Here is a 23,774-nt window from a genome sequence, read left to right on the forward strand (position 1 = left end):
AGTTACTCTGCTCTTAGTGATTTTACCGGGTCCATCAGAGCGGCTTTTACGCTCTGAAAACTCACCGTCAGCAGCGCGATGCCCACCGCTAGCAAACCCGCCAGCGCGAAGTACCACCACTCAATATCGATTTTGTAGGCGAAGCCCTGCAACCACCGGTGCATGACCCACCAGGCCAGCGGAGAGGCCAGCACCACCGCCATCAGCACGAGTTTCAGGAAGTCTTTCGACAACAGCATCACCACGTTGCCGACGGTTGCGCCCAGCACCTTCCGAACGCCAATCTCCTTCACCCGCTGCTCTACATTGAACGATACCAGCCCGAACAAACCCAGACACGAAATCAGAATCGCGATAAACGTAAAGTAGCTTACCAGCGTCGAAAGGCGATTTTCGGCTTCGTAATTCTTCTGAAATTCGGCGTCCAGGAAACTGTATTCAAACGGCTCGGCGTAATTGAACCGCTGCCAGACGCTGCCAAGTGATTGCAGGGTGGATTGCATATCGCCGGGCTTGAGGTTCACCACGACGTAATTGTAGTTGCCGTTCAGATTGAGCGTGAACCCAAAGGGTGTAATGGGTACGTGCAGGTCTTCGAAGTGAAAATCCTTCACTACGCCGACAATTATGCTGCGGTAGTTTTCCGAGTCTCGGTTGGCGATGGCGGGCTTGCCAATAGCTGCCTGAGCCGAAGGGTAGCCCAGTTCCTTCACCGCTTTCTCGTTCAAAATAACCCGGTTGCTCGTGTCGCCGGGAAATTGAACCGAAAAGAGCCGACCCGCCACGGGTTCGATGCCCATTGTGTGCAGGTACGTTGCATCGACGCGATTCATGCGAGTCACTTTGGCATCGGCCGCAACTTGCTTTTCGCCGTAAAGCCGGGCGTCTTCGGGGTTGAAAATACCTGGATAATAGGCCGATGCCCCCACCGAACGTACCTGCGCCGTGCTGACCAATGCCTGTTTCAGGGCTGGGTAGCTGGTCTTTGCCGTTTCGCTCCGAAGCGGAATAATGAGCTGATGCGCTGAGGCAAATCCCAGATCAGCCGAGCGAAGGTAATTCATCTGGCGGGCAATGACCACCAGCGCGATCATCAGCATCACCGACAGCGTGAACTGCATGACCACCAGCCCTTTGCGCAACGATACGGCTGCCAGTGACCCACCCGCCCGGCCAACCCCGCCTTTCAGCACGGTGATGGGCCGGACCGATGACAGGTAGAAAGCCGGGTAGCTGCCCGCCAGCAGACCCGTAGCCAAACTAATCCCAAAGAAGGTAGCCACCAGTCCCAGCCGCTGACCCAACGAAAAATGCATCGTTTTGCCCGATACGGCTTCAAAAACCGGAGTCATCAGCCAAACCAGCCCCAGAGCCAGCACAAAGGCAAACCCGCTGAACAGCAGCGCTTCGCTTAGAAACTGTCGCACCAACGACGCCTGCTCGGCGCCCAGTACCTTCCTGACGCCCACCTCGGCGGCTCGCTTGCCCGACCGTGCCGTGCTGAGGTTCATGAAGTTGATGCAGGCAATAAGCAGCGTGAACAGCGCAATACTGCCCAGCACATAGAGGTACGTCAGACTCCCGTTGGGTGTTACGTTGTGCGTCAGGTCGGTATGGAGGTGAATATCGCGCACGGCGGTCAGAAATTGCTTTTTGTCGCGCCCGGCCACGGCCAGGTCTTTCCGCATGTATTTCTCCACGAAGGCGGGCAGTTTGGCTTCCAGCTTGCGGGCGTCGGTGCTGGGCTTCAGCTTCAGGTAGGTAAAAAACATGTTGTTGCTTACCATGCCCGTAGTGCCGTTGATGTACTGCGACAGGCCCCCCCCGGCATACGACAGAAAAAACCGGGCGTCGATGTGCGAGGGCACGGTGCCGGGCCGGAACACACCCGTGACGGTGTAGTCGCCCACGCCGTTGGTATTACTCTCGATGTGAATGGTCCGGTTCAGGGCAGACTGATTACCGAACAGATTACGCGCCATTGTCTCCGACAGCACAATAGCGTGAGGATTGGCCAGGGCCTGTTTGGGGTTGCCTTCTACAAAGTCATACCGAAAAAAGGAGAAGAACGTTGGGTCGGCCAGGTAACCTTTCGATTCGTAGAAGACGGCTGGTTTACTGTTCGCTATGTTCCCGACAGGGTTGGCGCGGAGCAACGTCTTGTCGTCGCCGAAAAGACCCACCAGTCGGGTTGTGCTGCCAATTTCGGGGTATTCCTGTTGCAGCGCATCGGCCAGGCGGTAGGGGGTGGCGGCCGTTTTCTCCTCCCCATCGGGGTTTACGAACACCGTCCCGACCTGGTATAACTGCGCTATGTCGGGGTGATGCGTGTCGTAGCTCAGTTCGTCGTAGACGTAGAGGCAGATAAGCATGCAGCACGACAGTCCCGCTGCCAGCCCAACGATGTTGATAAACGAGAAGGCCTTGTTCTTGGCCAAACCGCGAAAAGTGATTTTGAGATAGTTCGTTAGCATGACGTTGGGGAGTACCGGATAATGGGGATGCTGATGAACGGTATTCGTTGTACATCATCCATTCATTGTTTTTTATTCCGACCGTAGAGAGGTCACCGGATTTGCCAGAGCCGCCCGAACGGCCTGGAAGATAACCGACCCCAGCGCGATACCGATAGCCAGCAAAGCGGCTACCACAATGTACCACCATTGCACCTGGGTATGGTACGCAAAATAAGAGAGCAGTTTAACCCCCAGCCACCAGCCCAGGGGCGAAGCAATCAGAATGGCCAGCGCCACGAGTTTCATGAAGTCGGACGAGAGCAGCGCAGCTATACTGACCACCGAGGCCCCCAGCACTTTTCGAACGCCAATCTCTTTGGTTCGCTGCCGGGCCACGAGCGAGATCAGCCCGAAAATACCCGCGCAGGCGATCAGGATGGCTATTATGGTCACGAAGCTGACCATCCGCCAGATGCTTTCGATCGACTGATAGGTCTTTCCTATCTCGTCGGCCAGGTAGACATACGACAGCGTTCGGCGGGCCGGTATTTTCCCAAACTGGGTTTCCAGCTCCCGGATCAGCGCCGGGGCCTTGTCTTCATCAGCCAGCCGCACCGACAGGAAGCTGCTCAGCTGCTCCCGACCGCCGTACCACTGCAGCATGGGCTCGACCCGCTCTTTCAGGCTGCGGTAATGATAATCTTTAGTGACGCCGACCACGGTAAAAACCTCGTTGTTATTCAGCTGGCGCAGCTTCTTACCGACCGCCGTTGTCCAGCCAAAGGCTTTCATGGCCGACTCGTTTAGGATGACGGCGTGGTTGACCGAATCGGCCGGTGTCTTGTCCGAAAAGTTGCGCCCTTCGAGGAGCGGAATTTTGAACGTTTCGGTAAAGCCGACGGCCCCCGTTACGTGTCGAATGCGCACCTGCCGGGCTTCGTCGCCGTCGGGGTAGTAGCTGTTGAAGTTGTTCCAGAAGTTAACCGGCGTCAGCTCCGAGCTGGTGAACGAAACCACGTTAGGGTCTTGCCGGAGCTTAGCCAGAATAGCCTGGCCCTGCGATCGGGCAGCCGCTTCGTTCCGGTAAGCCAGATCTGTTTTAAATACCAGCACCTTGTCTTTGTCGTAGCCCAGGTCGGCCTGTTTCATAAACTGGATCTGCTCCCGCAACCCGATCGTGCCAAGCATAAAGATGACAGCCAGCGTAAACTGGAGTACAATCAGGGCGTTCTGCCGCAGGCGACCCCGGCCGGGACTGGCCGCGAGTTTACCTTTTACGGCCTCAGTCGTTTTCAGGCCCAACAGATACAAAGCCGGGTACGTACCCGCTACGAGCGCCACCAGGATGGCAATACCGGCAACAGTCAGTATGGTTGGGTAGTCGGTTGCCCACGCAATTTCCAACTGCATACGCCCGTCGCGCAGCTGGTTGAAACGCGGAATCAGGAAAAATACGGCAAACAGGACCGACAAGGCCAGAGACGCCAGCACCACCAGCCCGGATTCGACCCAAAACTGACGAAGCACCAGCTGGCGCGTGGCGCCAACCACCTGCCGCATGGCTACTTCTTTGGCCCTCGGCAGCGCCGACGCCGTATTGAGGTTGATCAGGTTGATACTGATGATGATCAGCAGAAAGGCAGCAATCGTAACGGCACCGTAGATCAGGTTCGAAAAGGTAGGGTTTTCGGTATGAATGAACTCTTTATAGGCTCCCAGCCGGATGATGCGCTTCTGCCCTTCCGGCGCAAAGTGTTTTTTGACGAGCTGCGGCAGTTTGGCTTCCAGCCCGGCTTTGTCGGCATCGGGCCGAAGCAGCACAAAGACCGTAGCGAAGCCGTTGTACCAGTCAGCATTTTCGCTGAAGCCCGGAAAATCCATCAGGTTGGCCGCTGGCATCAGCACCTCGAACTGCTGCGACGAGTTAGACGGTATTTTGTCCAGCACGCCCGTAATGGTGTAGGATAGCGAATCGTCCAGGGTGACGGCCTTTCCAACCGGGTTCACATCCCCAAACAGGCTCTGTGCCGTCTCGTCGCTGAGGACGACCGATCGTTTCTGGCGCAGGGCCGTAGCCGGATCGCCATACTTGAGCGGAAAGCTGAAAATACGAAAGAAGGTAGAGTCGACATAGGCCGTCTGCTTCTGAATGTATTTGTCGCCATACTGGATCCAGGGGTTGTTCCAGCTCTGCACGTGGGTTCCGGTCTCGATCTCGGGGTAATCACGAAGCATCTGATCGAGAATCGGGTATACGGTCTGGTTGTAAGCCTGGCCGTCAGACTGCGTCTGCACCGAATAGATCCGATCGATCTGTGTATGAAACCCGTCGAAGGTCAGCGCCTGCTGGGCAAACAGCACCAGCACAACCACACAAGCCAGCCCGACCGATAGCCCTACTATATTGATAGCCGTAAACAGCCGGTTGCGCCACAGCGTCCGCAGGGCGATTGTCAAATAATTCCGAAACATAAAGGGTACTATTTATAACCAAATCAAGCTGTCTCCTGACAACGGCCTGTACGGTCGGCGCCGTAGTCCCCGTGGTTGATCACGGTGGCAGCCGCCCGCCCCACCACCGTGGTCCGTGTCCCCACGGACCACTTATCCGGATGGCTTTTCTGACGCATGGGTGGTGCGTGAGGACACGCACCACGGTGACTGACCCCACGCACCACGGTCCGTGTCCCCACGGACCACTTATCCGGATGGCGTGGGTTACCGTCACCACCCGGGCCGGTCTTTAGACGTGGAAATTCTCGGTGACGACTTTACCGTCGAACAGGTTTACGATGCGGTGGGCGAAACCGGCGTCGTAGGGCGAGTGGGTTACCATGATGATAGTTGTTCCCTCGTCGTTCAGTTCACCGAGCAGTTTCATGACCTCTTCGCCGTTTTTCGAATCGAGGTTACCCGTCGGCTCATCGGCCAGAATCAGTTTGGGCTTGGCCACTACCGCCCGGGCAATGGCCGTACGCTGCTGCTGACCACCCGACAGCTGCTGCGGGAAGTGATTACGGCGGTGCATGATGGCCATCCGCTCCAGGGCGGCCTCTACGCGCTGTTTGCGCTCGTCGGCGGGGGTTTTCAGGTAAAGCAACGGCAGCTCGACGTTTTCGTAGACCGTCAGCTCATCGATCAGGTTGAAGCTCTGGAACACAAAGCCGATACTGCCTTTGCGCAGCTGGGCCCGCTGGCGTTCGGTCATCCTCGCCACCGCCGTACCGTAGAAATTATATTCGCCGTCGGTAGGGTTATCGAGCAGACCCAGAATATTGAGCAGGGTCGATTTGCCGCAACCCGACGGACCCATGATGGCGACGAACTCCCCATCTTTGACGTCCATCGAAATGCCATTGAGGGCGGTGGTTTCTACTTCTTCGGTAGCAAACAGTTTCTGAAGGTTAATTGTCTGGATCATAGTTATATTCTGGACAGGGCTGCACGATGGGCAGGGATAGACAGACTAGGTTTTCCTGGCAAAAGATTAAAACTCCAACACTTCGTTATCCCCGAAATTCTCGTAGCTGCTGGTGATGACCTGCTCGCTGGGCTGGAGACCTTCCAGCACTTCATAATATTCGGGGTTTTTACGACCCAGGGTGATCGGGCGCTTCGTAGCCCGTTTGCCGGACTTGTCGACCACGTAAACCCAGTTACCGCCCGTATCGGAGAAGAAACCACCCACCGGCAGCAGCGTAGCCTGAGCCGCTTTGCCCAGTTCCAGCTGAATCGGCGACGACTGGCCCCGTTTGATTCCCGCCGGAGCGCCGTTCGGAAAGATCATATCGACCTCGAAGCGGCCACTTTTCACTTCCGGATACACCCGGCTGATGGTCAGGGCGTGGGTTTTACCGTTGAACTCGAAAGAGCCGTTCAGACCAGCAAACACCCGGCTGATGTAGTGTTCATCAACCCCGACCCGCATCTTGAACCCGTTCAGGTCATCGATCTGGCCAATATTCTGCCCCCGGTTAATGTTCGACCCTACCTCGACATCGATGCTGGAAAGCTGCCCCGTTACGGGTGCCTTCACCACCAGATTGTCGAGGGTTTGCTGCCAGAGGGCTACGTTCCGCTGCGTGCGGGCCAGCGTCTCTTCGAGCTGCTTGATCTGTATCCGGGCGTTGTCTTCCTGGTATTTCTGCGACTCGATCTCGATCTTCCGCTGCCCCGACAGCCGCTCGTACGTGCGTTTGGCCCTCAGGTAATCTTCTTCCGAAACGACCTTATCTTTGAAAAGCTTGACCTGCCGGTCGTAGGCATCTTTGGCCTGCTCGATCTGGGCGTCGAGGTCGGCCAGGGTTTTGCGGAGGGTAAAGCGTTCGATCTGCAGCCGCTGGCGGGTGTTCTGGAGATCGTTGACGAGCCGGTTGGCTTCCGTTTCAGATTGCAGGAAACTGAGCTTGAGGTTCTGGTTTTCCAGCTTGAGCAATACCTGCCCTTTCTGCACCTGGGTACCGCCCTCCACCAGTTTATCGGTGACGTAGCCCCCCTCGATGGCGTCGAGCCGGATCGTTTTCAGCGGCATCACCACGCCCGTTACCGCAATAAAATCTTCAAAGGGGCCGGTCGTGACGGCAGATACGGTGATCTTGTCTTTCTCGACGTTCAGTTTCGAACGGCGGTCGGCGAAAAAAAGTGTGTAAGCCAGCAAACCCAGAATCAATACACTACCGCCCGAAAGCAGCAGGCGTTGTTGAGTCCAGAAGCGTTTAGGTAAGGCGCGATCCATAAGTTAACGTGTCAAAAGGCAAACGAGCAGCAACGACTCGAACCTGGTCATTTACCCCTGATTGTGCCAATGCTATGCCAATTTTACTATAACCCTGATAACGAAGCAATTATCAGCATATTCGCGAGTCTGGCTGTCCGCTATCGGACATTTCCTGTCCGCTTTCAGCACCCGGCCCTCAGTCAGCCCGGCTGCGGATCTGCACCAGCACGTAGGGCTCCAGGGTTTTGGCACGGGTCTGTTTGTTGATAAACTCGTACGACAGGGTGCTGACGTGGAAATAAGGCAGGGTAGCCAGCCGACGAATCCCGAATCCACGGGCCGCCAGCGAGTCAGCGTCGGCAGCCGTGGTAAATGTCAGTTGTGGCCCCGGGCGGAGCTGCGCCTGCACCGCCGAGTCGGACCGGACGTAGCGCGCTGGTCCGCTGGCATAAAACTCATAGGACCAGAAACTGCCCCCGCCAACGCCCGTTCCCGGCATGTAGAGCAGGGTGACCGGCCGGGGGCGGGCCGGTTGTTCATTGACCAGCCGGGCCGCCGTACGACCCGCCATATAATCGAGCCAGGCCGGATACAAAAACAGGTTCACCACCCCGAACAGCACCAGCACAGCCGCCACCATACGCCCCATCAGCGACAGCAGATCCGTTGTCCGGAACAGCAGCATCGTAGCCAGCACCATGGCCGCCACCCAGCCCAGCGCTCCGCTCAGGTAGTCGGGCTGCGCCACCAGCAGCAATCCAACCGACAGCACCACCAGCAGCCCCCCGATAACCGACTGGCCAAGGGTCCACCGGCGCAGCACCGCAGGAGAGAGGCTTACCAGATACTGAGCCGTCAGGATAGCAAAGAAGGGGAAGACGATATTCATGTAATGCGGCAGCTGGAAGCCCGACAGCGAGAACAGGACAAACGTAGCCAGCCCCGACCCCAGCGATACGTACTCCGGCAGCGGATTCCGGCGTTTGACCAGCCCGGCCACGGCCCGACCAACGCCCAGGTAGAGCGGTAACGACCACGGCAAAAAGGCCCACAGGAGGGTGTGAACAAAGAAAAACTTGTCGCCCTCGCCTTTGATCGGCCCGGTGTTGAAGAACCGGCCGAACTGGCTGTCCCAAAAGAAAAATCGCACGCCCGACACGCCCGTTTGCCCAAAAACCACTTTTTCGGGGTGTAGGTCGAACTGCTGGTACAGGCAATAGATTTCGGGTAGGGTGAACAGCAGCGACAGCGCCACCGCCCCGTACCAGCGCGGCCGCAGCAGCTCGCGCCAGTTGCCCGTCAGCAACCAATGCAGCACCAGGCCGGCGCCGATGGGCACCAGCACAAAAACTCCCTTTGTCATCAGCGCGCAGCCCGTCAGCAACGACCCCAGCCCCAGCTGAAGCCACTGGCCAGGCGCCCGGTCGGAACCGCAGTACACCCGCCAGAAATGATACACCGCCCCAATGATGAGCCCCGTCAGGTAGGGTTCCGCCCGGACGTCGCTGTTCGACAATACCCCGTGAAAAGCCGTCAGCAACACCAGTACGGCAACCTGCGCCACCCCTTTTGTGTACATTAGTCGCGCAAACCGATAGGTGTAGACTACACCAGCCAGAAAAAACAGCAGTGCGGGTAGCTTATACGCCACGGTATTGACCCCAAACAGTCGAAAGCTGGCCGCTACCACCCAAAACGGGAAGTGCGGCTTGTCGAGCCAGTCGGCCCCTACGGCGTAGAGATTGACAAAATCGCCCGACTGCGCCATCGTTTTGGCAATACAGGCGTAGAGCGCTCCATCGGGTTCGAGTACGGGCGGAAACAGGCCCGTGGCATTCAGCAACACGCCAACCGCCGTGAGGGCATAGAACCAGCGGTCCGGCAAAACATAAGTCTGGGTCATTCGGCAGGTAGTGCCCGTAAGCGATTTTTCCCAAAGTAAGCAACGAAATACCTCATCACCCTATCTTTGATCTATGCAAACTGCTAAACTCCTAGTCGTAGACGACGATCCGGATGTGTTGCTGGCGGCTCGGCTGCTGCTCAAACGACATCTGGGTACGGTAGATATCGAGAAAAATCCCGAAAAACTACCATTCCTGCTCAACAACAACCACTATGATGCCATTGTACTCGACATGAATTTCCAGCGCGACGTCAGCAGTGGTCGCGAAGGATTTGCCTGGCTCGAGCGGATTCTGGATATCGACCCGCAGGCGCGGGTGGTGCTTTTTACGGCCTATGGCGATGTCGACATGGCCGTGCGGGCTATGAAAGCCGGAGCGGTCGACTTCGTACTCAAACCCTGGCAGAACGACAAGTTTCTCGAAACGATCCGGGCGGCCATCAACCGACCCGACGATGATAGCTCATCCAGCGACACCAACAAATCGTCGGGTCGACCCGGAGCCAACCGCGGGGGCCGGTCGGGCCCGGGCGGTAGCCCGGCTGCCGGTAAAGCCACGTCGATCATCGGAACGGCCATGCGCCCCGTTCTCGACACTGTTGAGCGGGTGGCTCCTACCGATGCCAACGTACTGATTCTGGGCGAAAACGGCACCGGTAAAGACCTGATTGCGCGGGCTATCCACGAACAGTCGAACCGCCACAACAAGCCGTTTGTCAGCGTCGACGTGGGCGCCCTGACCGAGAGTCTGTTCGAAAGCGAACTGTTTGGCCACGTGAAAGGGGCATTTACCGACGCCCGCGACGACCGGGCCGGGCGGTTTGAAGAAGCGGCAGGCGGCACCATTTTTCTCGACGAGATCGGCAACCTGACGCCGTCGCAGCAGGCCCGTCTGCTCACCGTTCTGCAACAGCGGCAGGTGACCCGCGTAGGCAGCAACAAAGGCCGGCCGGTCGATGTGCGGCTGATCTGCGCGACCAACGCCGACCTGAACGAACGCGTAGCCGAGAAAACCTTTCGGCAGGATTTACTTTACCGCATCAACACCATCGAGCTGGCCTTGCCCCCCCTCCGCCAGCGCCCCGACGATATCAAACCCCTGGCCGAACATTTCGTCAGGCAGTACGCCAAACAGTATAACCGGCCGGTAACGGGCCTGAGTCCGGCGCTGCTGACCGAGATGAAACAGTACGGCTGGCCGGGTAACGTGCGCGAGCTGCAACATGCCGTTGAGCGGGCCGTCATCCTGTCGGCAGGCGCCACCCTCGAACCGGGCGATTTCGTATTCCGGAAAAACCCCTCTACCGCTTCGCCCGTCAGCGAAACCCTGCAACTGGAAGATCTGGAACGCAAAGCCATTCAGCAGGCCATGCTGAAATACCAGGGGAGCATCACCGATGTGGCCCGGGAACTGGGGCTGTCGCGACAGGCGCTGTACCGGCGGCTGGAGAAGTTCGGCTTGTAGTCGGCTCAGTCGATAGCGCCCGTCCGGGTGCCGGGTACGGCTACGTTCAGCTCGTGGGCAATGGCCTCTTCGGCTTGGCGAACCACTTCATCGACCGACTTACCGGCGGGCTCTATACCGGGCAGCACCGTCCACGACAGCCGCGAGAACGACCGGAGCGGGAAGATGCCGGTGGGGTTAAAATGACCCGTACCGCGGATGGCGATCGGTACTACGAGCGAAGCAGGAGCCCGTTTGAGCAGCACCGCCAGGCCACCCGTAGCAAACGGCCGCATCTGGCCCGATGCTGATCGGGTTCCTTCGGGGTAGATAACCACCGAGTGGCTGGTCTGCTGAATGTGTTTGGCCAGCCGGGCAATTTCGGTGATGGCCTGCTTGGGATCTTTCCGATCGATGAGGGCGGCCCCGCTCCGGCGCAGGTTATACGAGATGCTGGGAATCCCGTGGGCCAGCTCTTTTTTGGACACGAAAATAGGCGTGTGGCGACGCAGAAACCAGATCATCGGCGAAATATCGAACATGCTCTGGTGGTTGGCCACGAAGATAATGGGCCGGTCGGTGGGCAGGTGACTCACGTCGCTAAACCGGATACGGGAGCCGGTCAGGTACCACCCAAACGCAATACTGGCGTTCAGCCAGTCGACGACCGTCTTGTGGGCCGACTTGCCGAACAGGTGAAACGCGCCAACCTGAAGCACGTGGAAGACCAGCAGGACCAACCCGAAATAGAGCAGATAGATACTGCTCAGCACATAATCCAGAAGTTTTTTCATACCACCCGACCAGAGCAGACTCGCTCCGAACATGCATTTTGGACCAAATTTAGCAACGCAGGTCGCTACGCATAGATAAAAGGTGGAATTCAATAGAACGATCGCGCGTTTTAAACGTACTTTGTCTTTTTATTTAACCTAATCTTCACAGCGGTTACTGCCTTCCGATTCGGTAAACAAGCGTAAGCCAGTACCCCTTACCCCGATATATCGTGACCTCCCCAATGACACTGTCCGGCTCCCGTATTGAAGTCATGCGCTTCGTGGGCGAAAAAATCGATACGCTCCTCGGCGACTACCTCAAGCCCATCGAGACCAACTGGCAACCGGCCGATCTGCTGCCCGATGCCACGAAAGAGTCGTTTCTGGACGATATCAGACAGCTGCGCGAAAGCGCCCGCGAACTCTCGTACGACTACGTTGCCGTGCTGATTGGCGATACCATTACCGAAGAAGCCCTGCCTACCTACGAGTCGTGGCTGATGGGGATGGAAGGCGTCGAGCAGGGAAAAGCCGAAAACTGGACCCAGTGGATCCGGGGCTGGACGGCCGAGGAAAATCGCCACGGCGACCTGCTTAACAAGTTTCTGTATCTGTCGGGCCGGGTCAACATGCGCGCGATGGAGGTATCGACCCAGTACCTGATTGCCGACGGTTTCGACATCGGTACCGGCCGCGACCCCTACCGCAACTTTGTGTATACCTCGTTTCAGGAGCTGGCTACCAACGTCTCGCACCGCCGGACCGCTACCCTGGCCAAGCAGGCAGGCTGCCCCCAGCTCTCTAAAATATGCGGAGTTATCGCTTCGGACGAAATGCGCCATGCCAAAGCCTATAAAGCATTTGTGGGCCAGATCTTCGACGTAGACCCGTCAGAAATGATGCTGGCGTTCGAGGACATGATGCGCAAGAAAATCGTGATGCCCGCCCATTTCCTGCGCGAAACCGGCGTAAAGATCGGCCAGACATTCAGCCACTTCTCCGACGCGGCCCAGCGCCTGGGCGTATATACCACCCATGACTACATCGATATTGCCGACTCGCTGCTGACCGACTGGAACATCGCCAACGTGACGGACCTGAACGATGCCGGTCAGCGCGCCCGCGACTACCTGATGGCCCTGCCCGCCCGGCTGCGCCGGATTGCCGAACGCACCAAAGTGCCGACGCTCGAGTATCAATTCAGCTGGATCGGGTAAGCCATTATGAACCGGTTCGCCCTCGGCATTGGCTGGCGTATTGCGGGTATCGTGGTCTTCACCGGCACGATCGTCACGCTGTATTGGCAGCAGGCGAACTCGTTCTGGCTGACGCTCCTGCTGATTCCGGCCTTCGTCCTGGCGGTCAACCTGTACCATTATACGACGGGGCTGAACCGGAAGCTGACGCGCTTTCTGGAGTCGGTCCGGTACTCCGACTTTGCGGTGGCGTTCCGGGCCGACAGTAACCTGGGCCCTACCTTTCATAGCCTGAACGATCAGTTCAACGAGGTGCTGGGGGCTTTCCGACAGGCGCGGGCCGAGAAAGAAGCGAACCTGCATTACGTCAATACCATTGTTCAGCACGTCAGCGTAGGGCTGCTCACCTTCGATGCGGCCGGCCAGGTTGAGTTAACGAACCAGACGGCCCTGCGGCTGCTGGGTATTTACCGGCTACGCACCCTCTCCGACCTCAACGCCACCCATCCGGATCTGGTGGCCCTGCTCCGCTCCGAAACGCAGTCGTCGGCCCCGGTAGTCTACCAGCCCGGCAATGGCAACGAGCTGTCGGTACGCTGCACGTCGGTCCGGCTGCGCGGGCGGCTGGTAACGGTCGTGTCGCTCCAGAACATCGGCACCGAGCTGCAGCAGCGCGAACTTGAAGCCTGGCAAAACCTGACCAAGGTGCTGCGCCATGAGATCATGAACTCGATTACGCCGATTGTGTCGCTGGCCGGCACCATGCGCGACATTGTGGAGACAGACCTCGTGCCGGCCCTGGAGCCTGACCCTGCCGGGCCCGCCGATCAGCCGGAAGCGGCATCGGGGGCGGCCATGGCTGGGGCGCTCACCGACCTGCGCGATGCCCTGATGACCATTGAGCAGCGGGGCGAAGGCATCATGCGATTTGTGGATGCTTACCGGCACTTCACCTCCATTCCGCAGCCGGTGCTCGACGAAGTATCGGTCGAGCAGTTGCTTCGGCATATCGAGCAGCTGGTGCTGCCCAATGCCCAGAAGCTGGGCATTCAGTTCAGCACGAGTTCGCCGAACCTGATCGTTAAAGCCGACCTGGGCCAGATCGAAATGGTCCTGATCAACCTGATCAAGAACGCCGTCGAGAGTCTGGAGAAAACACAAAACCCCCGTATTCAGCTCGAAGCCGTACCCGACGGTCAGCACGTCGTCATTTCGGTGTCGGACAACGGCCCCGGTATTGAACCCGAAGCGCTCGAACAGATTTTCATTCCTTTTTTTACCACCAAAAAAACCGGGTCGGGCATCGGACTGAGCCTGTCGAGACAGATCATGCAGCTGCACGGCGGGCATCTTACTGCCGATTCGGTACCGGGTCAGGGCAGTACGTTCAGACTGATTTTCTGACCGGATGCCCATCGCAGCAACCCACAAATACCAACCAAACCGAATAGCTCTACTGAGCCAATCCAACCGAATGAAGAACTACACCGTGGCCCTACTGGCCCTTGCCCTACTGGCTGGCAGCTGTGGCCAGAACGATCAGACCCCCTGCGACGCGACGGCCGTAACCACCCGGGCGCCCCAGGCCGAAACAACGGCCCTCAAACAATTTCTCGACAGTAAAGGGATCAACGCCACCGCCGACGAACGGGGGTTTTATTACGTCGTTAAGTCGCCGGGTTCGGGCGCCAAACCAACGGTCTGCTCGAACGTAACGGTCAATTATGTCGGCAAACTCACCAACGGTACTACGTTCGACAGTGGCTCGGGCGTAAGTTTCGGACTGAACCAGCTGATTCTGGGCTGGCAGGAAGGGATTCCACTCGTTGCGCCTGGCGGCAGCATCACGCTCTACCTGCCGCCCTCGCTGGCGTATGGCGCGCAGGATCAGCCGGGTATTCCGGGCAATTCGATCCTGGTGTTCGACATCGATCTGGTTCGGATCAACTAGGTACGGGCCGGTGCCGTGTTACGCGCCTACGCCACCCGAACGACCAATGGACCCGGGCGCCGTTCAAAACTGCTGTTCGTGTCCCCACCAACTGCTCCGGCCTCGTTCATAGACCCAGTCTACTTCGGCTTCTCTTCTTTCGGCCTGAGGGTACCCCGCGCTATTGGTTCCGGCTTGGATTTGGGGGTGGTAAACCGCAGCAGCGTAGCCGTGGGGTACGATGACCGCGGGGCCCGGGTAACCACCAGCTGGTACGACCGGGTGCCGATTACCAGATTGTAGTAGGTCATATACTGGCCTGACTCCTGGGGTAGCCCCCAGTTGGCTACGGGTTCTTTGGCAAGCAGCGTCTGGTCTTCTTCCGACAGGGCCGCGAAGGCCGTATCGGGCAGGAAGCGTTTGTCTGTAATGCCCTCGACCAGCGATACCACAGCGGGGGGCGTCGTGGTAGCCGGTTTGTTTTGCGCCGGGGCTGATACTCCCATCAGCAGCAACGTCAGTAGTATAAGCAGATTTTTCATGATGTTGAGTGCTCTTATAACTACCCATTCGCGGCTTCGTTTGTTCAACACGCTACCTGCCTGATCTCCGACAAACCCATCGGCCGGGCCGCCTACCGACCGCTTTTGTCGAGGGCCGGTACCGCTTCAGTACGCATCAGCGACGCCAGCTGACCGGGCTCCAGCGCTACCGAAGGCGCAAAGGCCGAAGAACTCATGTAGGTCAGTAAACTATGCCGCAGCTGCCGCGCTACCGGACGACTGGCCAAATCATGGCTGATATCGAAACTACACACCATCAGTTGTCCGCCGGCTACATTGGCTTCGAACAGGCTGGCCAACTGCCGGTTGTTGGCAAAATTGTCAATCTGCCGGACGAGCGGTGTCAGCCGGTTGTCGGGCAATACCAGACTGGTCGATTTCGTGCATAGGTCCCACCACTGCCAGTCGGTATGAAAATCGGTCGGGAAAGCCCGGAAAGCGGGATGTTTCGGGTCGCAGAGGAGTCCCATGGTAGCCGCCTGATCGGGAAAATGAACCGGGCTCCAGAATACAGGTACGAACTTACCGGTAACGCCTTTAAGCGCGGTATAGTCGGGGTTGAACAACACCTTACGGCCCGCCCGAAGTGCCTGTCCGGCTTCGGAAAGGGACTGCGTCACGAGTACATCGGCCGGTTCGGCAGGCAGCGTAGCCGGATAAACCCAGATCGACCAGCTATTGCGGTAAGGCGTACCCGGCAGCGACAGCGTCAGGGTAAGGCGACGGGCGGTTTTAACACCCGACAGGCGCACCTCAATCGGCCCCAGTTCGTGTCCGTTACCGACCGCTACGGTTTTGCGGGGCAGTCGCCCACCGGCCAGCTGCCTGCCCTCATCGTCCCGTAAAATCCATTCGGGGGTTATGCCCACCAGCGGACCAGCGCCGAAGTTGGCCAGCTCGGCCGTAGCGCGGAAGGTCTCCTGATTGGTGTAAGTAGCCTTCGGGAAGCGCAGCAGCGGAACAACGGGCGAGCAGAACTGCCGGAAAGTCTCCGGCGTCAGAATTCCTTTACTCGCCCAGAAGGCGTCGAGTAGGCCGATATCGGCCGTTCCCTGCCCCGGAAAATCGTGCAGATCGAGGAGCTGAATGCCGCTGGCCTCCCGGGTGCGCAGAATCCGTTCCAGCTCTTCCTTGTAGAGGATGGCCGCCAGCCGGCCGCTCGCTTTCAGATACGCATCGGCCAGGGGAAGCAGTTGTTTGCGGGCCAGGTCATCGCGGATAGCCATGAGGTTGACCGGCGCCAGCACACCCGTGTACTTATCTATTTCGGCCATGTTGGGGAACATGGCGTACTGGCCGACTTCATGCGTCACCAGCGGAACGGGCAGCCCTTTCAGCGAAGCCGAGTAATCGTCGGTAAAGGCCGGCGACTGAGAGTTAAAAATACCCTGGCCGCGTACCCAGCCCAGCCGGGTTTGCTGGGTTATGAAGTAGTCGTCGGCGGCTTCGGGCCAGCTGCCGTGCGGGGGCTGAAAGCTGTAGGTAGTGGTGGTGTATAACCGGCGCGCATCGTTTTGTTTAAGCTCATTCACGAGCTGGCTCAGAAAATCGAAATTCCCTTCCAGCTCGTTTCCCATCGACCAGAAGCAGAACGACGGATGGTTACCGTACTCCCGGCTGATACGGGTGGCCTCGCTGCGGATGAACCGGTCAGCTTTGGGGTCCTGTCCCACCTGTAAGCTCCACATCGGCAACTCGACCTGCAGATAGAAACCCAGCGAGTCGGCCACGTCGAAAGCCGCTTCGGGCGGACACCACGAATGGAAACGCAGGTGGTTGAGGCCGTACTGCCGGGCCGTCATAAACACGGTCTGCCAGCCGGCGCGGTCGGTGGGCGGATGCCCTGTCAGCGGAAAGATGGCACATTCGAGCGTGCCACGCAGAAACAATCGGCGTCCGTTGATATGCAGCAGACTGTTTTCGGTCGATAGCTGCCGCAATCCAAACGAGGTCTGGTAGCGGCTCCGGCTTTTGCCATCGTCGGCCACAAAGACGGTTGTCAGCTGGTACACATTGGGCGAGAACTCATCCCAAGGCCGGGCCGCCGGGCCAAGATCATAGGTAAACGTCAGGTGGTGCCGACCGGTGTCCAGCCGCACCACTTGCTCCGATACGGGTAGGTCCGTACCATTCAGCCGCGCTACCAGCTGCATTTTTCCCGATACGGGCTGTCCGCTGCCGTTGTGCAACTGAACCTGCGCTTTTACCTGTCTGGCGGCCAGACTGGGATCGGCACGGACATGGCTGATCCAAACCGGGTCGTGGGCAGTCAGCGTCAGCGAACCGATAGCACCGTTCCAGATGGTCTGGGTACCGTCGGTATAGGCATGGGCCAGATTTTGGTAGCTGATGTCGTACTGGCGGGTGTTGTTGATGCGGATGAGCAGGGTATGCTGGCCGGGGCTGAGCCATCGGGTCAGGTCGTACCGGTGGGGCGTTGTCAGGCTTTCCTCCTGTCCGCTGGCTTCGTGCCCGTCGACAAAGACCCGGCTTTGCCAGAGTACCCGCTCCAGCGACAGGATGATCTGCCGACCCTGCCAGCCAGCCGGAATGGTAACGATGCACCGGTACCAGGCCGTTCCTACGTACCGATGGCGCCGGGCCAGCTGATACAGCGACTCCCGGTTCAGCGCCGGTTTGAGGGTCAGCGAGTCGCCCAGCCGGGCTTCGTCGGTGGTGCCGGGCAGCTGCATCCTGTGCGGAAATGACCGGTTCTGCCATCGGTGAACGCCCGCGTCGTCGCCCTTGTCGAAGGCTACTTCCCAGGTACCCGCCAGCGACAGTTTATCCTGAGCCAATCCGGGTACGCCAGCCAGAGCAGCCAGTACCAGCAGACCTATTTTTTTCATAACAAGCAAAGTGATTAGTAGTCGATTAAGCCACGCCCGGCGCTTCCTGAGGGGTCGTGACGGTTGGCCCGTAGCGCGTGACCGAACGGACAAAACAGCGGAGACTGAGCGCCGAACCGGAGTCAGTGGGGCCGAAAAACGTCTTCCATCTCTTCCAGCGTTTTGCCCTTGGTTTCGCGGACATTACGGAGCACGAACACGAAGCCGACCAGGCAGATAGCCGCATAGAGCCAGAACGGGCCGTACGTACCCAGCGTCTCGGCCAGAATGGGAAAGGTAAATACCAGTACGAAATAGGAACCCCAGAGAGCCAGAATGGCTACCGACGAGGCCAGCCCCCGAACCCGGTTCGGAAATATCTCGGAAATCAGCACCCAGGTTACAGGAGCCAGCGATGTGGCGTAAGTGGCAATAGCCAGCAGCACAAACACCGACAGCAGCCCCGCCGTTGCGCCGTTCTGCAGCAGCATCGCAATGACGACGTACAGCACCGTTAGCCCGATAGCGCCGGTCAGCATCAGCGGCTTGCGCCCCAGTCGGTCAACCTGCCACATGGCTACGACCGTAAAAACCAGGTTTACCAGCCCGATCGCTACCGTCTCGAACAACTGCCGGTCCAGGTTGGCGCCTACGGTTTCGAAGATGGTGGATGTATAGTTGAATACCACGTTGATGCCGCACAGCTGCTGAAAAATAGCCAGCCCGATTCCAACCCCCACCGCCGACCGGATACCGGGTTCGAACAGGGTCGACAGGGATATGTTGCCCTGCCCTACCGAAGCGCTGTTGACATCGGCCACCGTTTTATCGGCGAAGGCCGGGCCGCCGATGCGCTGGAGGATAGCCGTACCCCGCGCGGTATGCCCGTTCTGTAGTAGCCAGCGGGGACTCTCGGGCAGCCAGATTACCCCCACCAGAAACGCCACCGAAGGAACAGCCCCCAGGCCAAACATCCAGCGCCAGGCATCGGGCCCGTTATCGGCCAGGCCGTAGTTGACCAGGTTGGTGATCAGGATCCCAATCACAATCGTCAGCTGGTTGATGGCTACGTTTCGCCCCCGAATTTCGGCGGGCGACACCTCGGCTATGTAGAGCGGACTGAGCATGGATGCCATCCCAACACCGATACCAGCTACAAACCGGGCCAGCATAAAGATAGATAAACTGCTGGAAAGCGCCATCCAGACCGACGAGGCCGCAAAGATCCCCGCGGCTACCATCAGGGCAGGGCGCCGACCATACTGATCGGCCAGTTTTCCGGCCACGACGCAGCCAACCATACAGCCTAGCGCCAGCGAGCCGGTCATGAACCCTTCCCACCAGGCATTTAGCCCAAAAACGCCCCTCAGCAGCGGTAGAGCCCCCGAAATGACGGCGAAATCGAACCCAAACAGGTAGCCTCCCAGGGCCGAAATAAACGAGATGCCCAGTGAATAATGCGTGTTGGCAGGAGAGGTTGACAGGGTTGAATTCATACACTATTCGGTTATAAAGTAGCAAAAATACCAGTTCATATTGTACTTTTACATAGTCATTCTTACTAAATAGATGGACGAAATTACTGTACGCATTCGATCATGATCAAAAAACAGGAAGGTTTCACCGGCCAGCGCAGCGCCAGTTTACCCGTTGATGTATTGACCCAGATGGCGACTCATCCGCTCTGCGAATCGTTGTACATCACCGATATAGGCTACTACCCGAAGGCTGCGTTTCACGACCGCGAACGGCGCAGCGGCTGCCCGCAGCATATCCTGATCTACTGCGTACAGGGCGAAGGCTGGTGCCGGACTGGCGCCAGTAAATACGCCATCACCGCTAATCAATTCTGTATTCTACCGGCCCATGTCTCCCACGCCTACGGAGCCGATCAGCTTAACCCCTGGACCATTTACTGGATACATTTTACCGGCACCCGATCGGCCCATTTCCTGACCTTCCTGCAGCAGGAGCCGGGGCCGGTTACCGTACTGGCCCGCGATGAGCGGTTTTCACTGTTCGACGACATCATCGCCCACGTAGAAATGTCATTCAATGAAGACAGTCTGGTCTATGCCAACAATAGCCTCGCCCATTTTCTGTCCACCTTCAAAACCTCGGTCTACAACCCCGACCGGGACGCGTCGGCCAGCCAGGACCCCGTTAGCCGGACCATTGCCTACATGAAGCAGCACCTGAGCCAGAGTCTCACCCTCGATGAACTGGCCGGGGTGGCCAATATGTCGGCTTCGCACTACTCGGCCCTGTTTCGGCAGAAAGTCCAGAGCGCGCCCATTAATTTCTTTACCTACCTCAAAATGCAGAAAGCCTGTCAGCTGCTGAAGTACAGCCACCTCCGGATCAAAGAAGTGGCCTACCAGGTTGGCTACAGCGACCCCTACCACTTCAGCCGGGTGTTTACGGGGGTGATGGGCATCCCACCCCGCGACTTTCGCCGAAAAGAAACGACCTAACGAAGTATGCCTGGCTCCCGTTCGGGTAAACACAAAACTGACAGCCATGCCTGCTCCGATGGAAGCGATCGGCCGGCTGCCAGTCCACAATCAGCTAATATGGGCAACTAACGAACTCACAAAATAGAGACAGCAGCCGGCTGGTTCACCCCTTTTCGGTGGAGGGCTGCCCCCTGATGGTTCCGGTCGAGCTGCAGCACCCGATCGAAGGCATCCAGGGCCTGCCGGGCGTAGGCACTCCCTAGCCCCAGATAGCCCAGTCCGATCAGGTAGTAGCAATGAATCCGGTTGCGCTCGTTCAGGTCGGCGTCAAACACCAGCAGGTCGGGCAGCGAAACGGCAAAATAGTCGATCCGGATGGTGTCGTTGAGGTGAGCCTCACCAAACTGGATCAACCGCCGAAACAGCAGCTCGGCCCGCTCGGGCTGGTTCAGCGCCCGCCAGGCCAGGCCCTGATAAAAAATGGTGTCGGGCTGGGGGTCGTTGTAAAAAACGGCCTGCACCGGCTCGCTCAGCCCCTGGGTTGCCCGCTCAAAATACGACCGGGCCAGCTGTACATCGCGCAGGGCCTGATAGGCCTGTCCTTTCAGATAAAAAATATCGTTCTCCGGCACGCCATACAGTTTTCCTTCGCCCAGATTGGTCGGGTACGTTTCGGCGGCCGTCAGCAGGGCCAGCGCCTGTTCATAGTTACCGGCCTGCAGCGCCTGTTTGGCCAGCTCGATATGACAGATTAGGTACTGTCGAACAACTTTTCCTTCTCCGCCCTCCCACGGATGAAACTGACGACTGGCGAGCAGGGTCCGGGCTTTTTCGTGCTGCCCCAGCTGGTTACACAGAGTGATCCGCTCCAGATACAGGTCGTCGCGTTGTTCTGTCAGGGGCAGATACTGTTCCAGCAACGCCAGCCGCCGGGTATGCGGCACCTGCTGCTTTCGGTAAAGCTGATCCAGCTCCATCAGCACCCGCGCGTCGGCAGGGTCGAGGGCAAATGCTTTTTCCAGCGCCTGAAGCGCCTTCTCCGGATTCTGCCGTTTGTTATAATAAGCCAGCGACAGGTTTCGGAAAACCGTGGGGAAGGCCGGATTCAGCGTTGCGGCCTGCTCCCAGTGGGCAATGGCGTTGTTGTACTGCCGGTTGGCATACCAGAAGTTTCCGAGGTAGTAGTGGGCAAAGGCATCGGTCGGCTGCTGCTCAAGGGCCCACGTAAGCACCACAAGCTCTTCGAGCCGGTTCGGGAAAACAAAGTCCGGACTCGCCTGGGCGCCCTGCTGCAGCCAGTCGGCTACGGCATCGGTCTGCCCCTGCTGCGCCCGGCAATAGGCCAGAAAGTAATAGACCAGCGCGTAGGTGGGGCGGTCGGCCCGAACGGTTTCCATCAGCAACCCAACGGCTTCGTCATACAGCCCGGCGCGCATGTAGTCGATGGCGTATTCCAGGTAATTGTGTACGTACTGCCGCATCCGTATGTTCAGATTGGCCATGTCCGTTTGCCCGAGCAGCACCTGTTCATAGCCGCACCCGAAGTTGAACCCATCCAGCAAGAGGGCGTCGGCATTGGCCTGGCGGGCATCGGCCAGCCGGTTCAGTTTCCGGAGCAGAGCCGCCTTCAGATGCCTCGCCTGGTGACCGTGACCGTTGCGAATCAGCGACTTATCGACCAGCTCGAGCGCCTGGCGGTACTGCTTCCGGCGGGTAGCTATGCGAGCCAGCTCGAGGTAGCTGGTGTCCTGCCAGGCGCCGTTCCAGGTGGCCTTGAAAAAAGCGTCGTAAGCTTCGTCGGGCCGGTTCAGCATGAGCAGACAAAGGCCCAGGTTGTAGTAGGGCTCACCCTCGTACGGGTTGGGGTTACGCTGCGTCAGGGTCTGTACCGCCCGGCGGAAGTACGGCTCGGCCTGCGCAAACTGCCCGCGTTTGTAATTCCAGAGCCCCATAGCGTTGTTGCAGCGGACGTCGGCGGGGTCCCGGCGCAGCGCTTCTTCGTAATAATCGGTGGCTGCGTAGGTGGCATGCCGGTACTGCTCGATGTGCAGGCCGGTCAGGTACAGCTGTTCATTGCTGTCGATCTCCTGCGGATCGAGGGCGGCTTCGGCGGGTTTGGGAATCTCGTTCTCGACGGGCGCGTCGGGCTGGTACGCAACCAGTTCGGTGCCGTCGGCGGTTTCCAGACTCAGCCGGAGGGTTTCCGGCTGGTCGACAGACAGGGCCAGTGTATGCAGGAAAGGCCGCTCCGGCGAAATGGTTAGGGTCTGCTCAAAAACCGGCGCTCCGTCCTTCGTCAGCCGGATAACAGCGTCGGGATACCGGGCCGTCGCGTAGGCTTTCAGGTGCACGTGGCCCGCTTCGATCTCGAGGTTGATAGCCGCTTCCCGGGTAGCGTTTTTGACGAGACCGATTTCACTGTAGGGCATGAAATACTGCGTAAACCGCCGTTCTTCGTTCGGCATGATCCACGAGAAATCGGGCTGGTTATCGGTATACACGCCGGTCATCAGCTCGATGTACGGGCCATCGGTATCGGTCAGGTTACGATCCCAGGCGTAGCCGAACTCGCCGTTACCCCAGGTCCACTGCTTTTTGCCCGGCGATACGTGATGGTCGGCCACGTGGAGCAGGCCACCCCGGCTGTCGTGCTCGTAGCCACCCATGAAGTTGTATTTCGAGGCAATAGCCATGTACGACGTCGGTACGGGAATAGTCGCATAGCGGGAGATATCGGTCCCGGGCGCATAATCGACCTTGTAGTAGGTCCCTTTGGCAATGGGGAAAGCCGACACGTCGCGTTTGCCATGATCGAAAACCGCGTACACATCGGGCGGAAACACCGACTGATAATGCTCGTTGACCCGTACGGCCGGATTGGCCCACCACAAAAAGGTCTGCGGCACCGGGGTTCGGTTGTACAGCACCCCGCGAATTTCGAGGTATGCCTGATCGGGATACAGGGTGAACCCGGCCATCCCTTTGGTTCGGAACATACGCTCCACTTCACTCACCCAAACCGTTTTGGCGCCGTCGGGCTGCTCTTCTATGCTGAAGTCGACCGGCTCAAAGGTACTGGGCCGGTGGTGCTGCGGCCAGTTGAACTCGATACCTCCCGAAATCCAGGGGCCGGTCAGCCCCACCAGCGCGGGTTTTATGACGCTGTTATAATAGACAAAATGACGTTGTTTAACCTTATCATACGCCATTTGAATCCGTCCGCCCAGCTCGGGCAGGATCATGATCTTGAGGTACGCATTTTCCAGATAAACCGCCTGATAGGTTTTGTCGACCCGGGTATCGGCAATGGTTTCGATCACGGCATGTGGGTAAACAATGCCACTGCTGCCCTGATACACCCGTTTTTCCAGAAACATGGGGTTTTTCTCAGGCGCCCCTACTTCATACGTGGGAATGGATACCGGCTCCTCCCAGGCCCTTACTGCCTGACCATCCGTAGTCATACTTGCCATTTTTTCAGGTACTGAATGAAGGTCAAAAT

At 58.3% G+C, this 23,774-nt stretch carries 15 protein-coding genes; 5 read left to right on the top strand and 10 right to left on the bottom strand.

All coding sequences use genetic code 11. The features are described 5' to 3' along the window. Positions 1-2 precede the first annotated feature (2 nt). From EQG79_RS16010 to EQG79_RS16030, 5 genes are all read right to left on the bottom strand, one after another. Positions 3-2,474, bottom strand: a complete 2,472-nt coding sequence (locus tag EQG79_RS16010) for an ABC transporter permease (protein ID WP_129602539.1) — start codon at positions 2,472-2,474, stop codon at positions 3-5. Between the two features lie 72 nt (positions 2,475-2,546). Beyond that, the gene (locus tag EQG79_RS16015) at positions 2,547-4,928 is read right to left on the bottom strand and encodes an ABC transporter permease (protein ID WP_129602541.1); all 2,382 of its coding nucleotides are present in this window, start codon (positions 4,926-4,928) and stop codon (positions 2,547-2,549) included. 271 nt (positions 4,929-5,199) lie between these two features. Beyond that, a complete protein-coding gene (locus EQG79_RS16020; RefSeq protein WP_077923249.1) occupies positions 5,200-5,877 on the bottom strand; it encodes an ABC transporter ATP-binding protein in 678 nt (225 codons plus the stop codon). Positions 5,878-5,943: 66 nt separating this feature from the next. Next, positions 5,944-7,191: an efflux RND transporter periplasmic adaptor subunit gene (locus tag EQG79_RS16025; RefSeq protein WP_077923250.1), complete on the bottom strand. Its 1,248-nt coding sequence runs from the start codon at positions 7,189-7,191 to the stop codon at positions 5,944-5,946. 178 nt (positions 7,192-7,369) lie between these two features. Beyond that, positions 7,370-9,076, bottom strand: a complete 1,707-nt coding sequence (locus EQG79_RS16030; RefSeq protein ID WP_129602542.1) for an ArnT family glycosyltransferase — start codon at positions 9,074-9,076, stop codon at positions 7,370-7,372. A 73-nt stretch (positions 9,077-9,149) separates the two neighbouring features. On the opposite strand from EQG79_RS16030, the gene EQG79_RS16035 reads away from it, so the two are divergent. Further along, complete coding sequence (locus tag EQG79_RS16035; RefSeq protein ID WP_129602544.1) at positions 9,150-10,544, top strand: sigma-54-dependent transcriptional regulator; 1,395 nt, start codon at positions 9,150-9,152, stop codon at positions 10,542-10,544. A gap of 5 nt (positions 10,545-10,549) precedes the next feature. Here EQG79_RS16035 and EQG79_RS16040 read toward each other — a convergent pair whose 3' ends face one another. After that, positions 10,550-11,317 carry a lysophospholipid acyltransferase family protein gene (locus EQG79_RS16040; RefSeq protein WP_129602546.1) on the bottom strand — a complete coding sequence of 256 codons (768 nt, stop codon included), beginning with the start codon at positions 11,315-11,317 and terminating at the stop codon, positions 10,550-10,552. A gap of 224 nt (positions 11,318-11,541) precedes the next feature. Here EQG79_RS16040 and EQG79_RS16045 point away from each other — a divergent pair, with 224 nt between their 5' ends. The 3 genes from EQG79_RS16045 to EQG79_RS16055 all read left to right on the top strand — a co-directional run bounded on the left by EQG79_RS16045 (position 11,542) and on the right by EQG79_RS16055 (position 14,446). Continuing rightward, positions 11,542-12,516 carry an acyl-ACP desaturase gene (locus EQG79_RS16045; protein ID WP_236648877.1) on the top strand — a complete coding sequence of 325 codons (975 nt, stop codon included), beginning with the start codon at positions 11,542-11,544 and terminating at the stop codon, positions 12,514-12,516. A 6-nt stretch (positions 12,517-12,522) separates the two neighbouring features. Beyond that, positions 12,523-13,899, top strand: a complete 1,377-nt coding sequence (locus tag EQG79_RS16050; protein WP_129602548.1) for a sensor histidine kinase — start codon at positions 12,523-12,525, stop codon at positions 13,897-13,899. Between the two features lie 70 nt (positions 13,900-13,969). Then, entirely contained in the window at positions 13,970-14,446 is a 477-nt protein-coding gene (locus EQG79_RS16055; RefSeq protein ID WP_077923254.1) for an FKBP-type peptidyl-prolyl cis-trans isomerase, read from the top strand. A 119-nt stretch (positions 14,447-14,565) separates the two neighbouring features. Here EQG79_RS16055 and EQG79_RS16060 read toward each other — a convergent pair whose 3' ends face one another. From EQG79_RS16060 to EQG79_RS16070, 3 genes are all read right to left on the bottom strand, one after another. Continuing rightward, positions 14,566-14,967, bottom strand: coding sequence for a hypothetical protein (locus EQG79_RS16060; RefSeq protein WP_129602550.1), 402 nt, complete (start codon positions 14,965-14,967; stop codon positions 14,566-14,568). Between the two features lie 92 nt (positions 14,968-15,059). After that, positions 15,060-17,837 (bottom strand): sugar-binding domain-containing protein, encoded by a 2,778-nt coding sequence (locus EQG79_RS16065; RefSeq protein ID WP_129602552.1) that lies wholly within the window; start codon positions 17,835-17,837, stop codon positions 15,060-15,062. A gap of 122 nt (positions 17,838-17,959) precedes the next feature. Then, the gene (locus tag EQG79_RS16070; protein ID WP_077923257.1) at positions 17,960-19,312 is read right to left on the bottom strand and encodes a sugar porter family MFS transporter; all 1,353 of its coding nucleotides are present in this window, start codon (positions 19,310-19,312) and stop codon (positions 17,960-17,962) included. 102 nt (positions 19,313-19,414) lie between these two features. Between EQG79_RS16070 and EQG79_RS16075 the strand changes: the two genes are divergently transcribed. Beyond that, positions 19,415-20,290: an AraC family transcriptional regulator gene (locus EQG79_RS16075; RefSeq protein ID WP_077923258.1), complete on the top strand. Its 876-nt coding sequence runs from the start codon at positions 19,415-19,417 to the stop codon at positions 20,288-20,290. A gap of 116 nt (positions 20,291-20,406) precedes the next feature. Here EQG79_RS16075 and EQG79_RS16080 read toward each other — a convergent pair whose 3' ends face one another. After that, positions 20,407-23,736: a tetratricopeptide repeat protein gene (locus tag EQG79_RS16080; protein WP_206445593.1), complete on the bottom strand. Its 3,330-nt coding sequence runs from the start codon at positions 23,734-23,736 to the stop codon at positions 20,407-20,409. Positions 23,737-23,774 lie beyond the last annotated feature (38 nt).

Origin of the sequence: Spirosoma sordidisoli (assembly GCF_004138325.1) — a bacterium.
Taxonomy (GTDB): domain Bacteria; phylum Bacteroidota; class Bacteroidia; order Cytophagales; family Spirosomataceae; genus Spirosoma; species Spirosoma sordidisoli.

Coding starts and splice junctions, on each gene's coding strand:
- EQG79_RS16010 (WP_129602539.1), bottom strand. CDS start 2,474: ATGCTAACGAACTATCTCAAAATCACTTTTCGCGGTTTGGCCAAGAAC.
- EQG79_RS16015 (WP_129602541.1), bottom strand. CDS start 4,928: ATGTTTCGGAATTATTTGACAATCGCCCTGCGGACGCTGTGGCGCAAC.
- EQG79_RS16020 (WP_077923249.1), bottom strand. CDS start 5,877: ATGATCCAGACAATTAACCTTCAGAAACTGTTTGCTACCGAAGAAGTA.
- EQG79_RS16025 (WP_077923250.1), bottom strand. CDS start 7,191: ATGGATCGCGCCTTACCTAAACGCTTCTGGACTCAACAACGCCTGCTG.
- EQG79_RS16030 (WP_129602542.1), bottom strand. CDS start 9,076: ATGACCCAGACTTATGTTTTGCCGGACCGCTGGTTCTATGCCCTCACG.
- EQG79_RS16035 (WP_129602544.1), top strand. CDS start 9,150: ATGCAAACTGCTAAACTCCTAGTCGTAGACGACGATCCGGATGTGTTG.
- EQG79_RS16040 (WP_129602546.1), bottom strand. CDS start 11,317: ATGAAAAAACTTCTGGATTATGTGCTGAGCAGTATCTATCTGCTCTAT.
- EQG79_RS16045 (WP_236648877.1), top strand. CDS start 11,542: ATGACACTGTCCGGCTCCCGTATTGAAGTCATGCGCTTCGTGGGCGAA.
- EQG79_RS16050 (WP_129602548.1), top strand. CDS start 12,523: ATGAACCGGTTCGCCCTCGGCATTGGCTGGCGTATTGCGGGTATCGTG.
- EQG79_RS16055 (WP_077923254.1), top strand. CDS start 13,970: ATGAAGAACTACACCGTGGCCCTACTGGCCCTTGCCCTACTGGCTGGC.
- EQG79_RS16060 (WP_129602550.1), bottom strand. CDS start 14,967: ATGAAAAATCTGCTTATACTACTGACGTTGCTGCTGATGGGAGTATCA.
- EQG79_RS16065 (WP_129602552.1), bottom strand. CDS start 17,837: ATGAAAAAAATAGGTCTGCTGGTACTGGCTGCTCTGGCTGGCGTACCC.
- EQG79_RS16070 (WP_077923257.1), bottom strand. CDS start 19,312: ATGAATTCAACCCTGTCAACCTCTCCTGCCAACACGCATTATTCACTG.
- EQG79_RS16075 (WP_077923258.1), top strand. CDS start 19,415: ATGATCAAAAAACAGGAAGGTTTCACCGGCCAGCGCAGCGCCAGTTTA.
- EQG79_RS16080 (WP_206445593.1), bottom strand. CDS start 23,736: ATGACTACGGATGGTCAGGCAGTAAGGGCCTGGGAGGAGCCGGTATCC.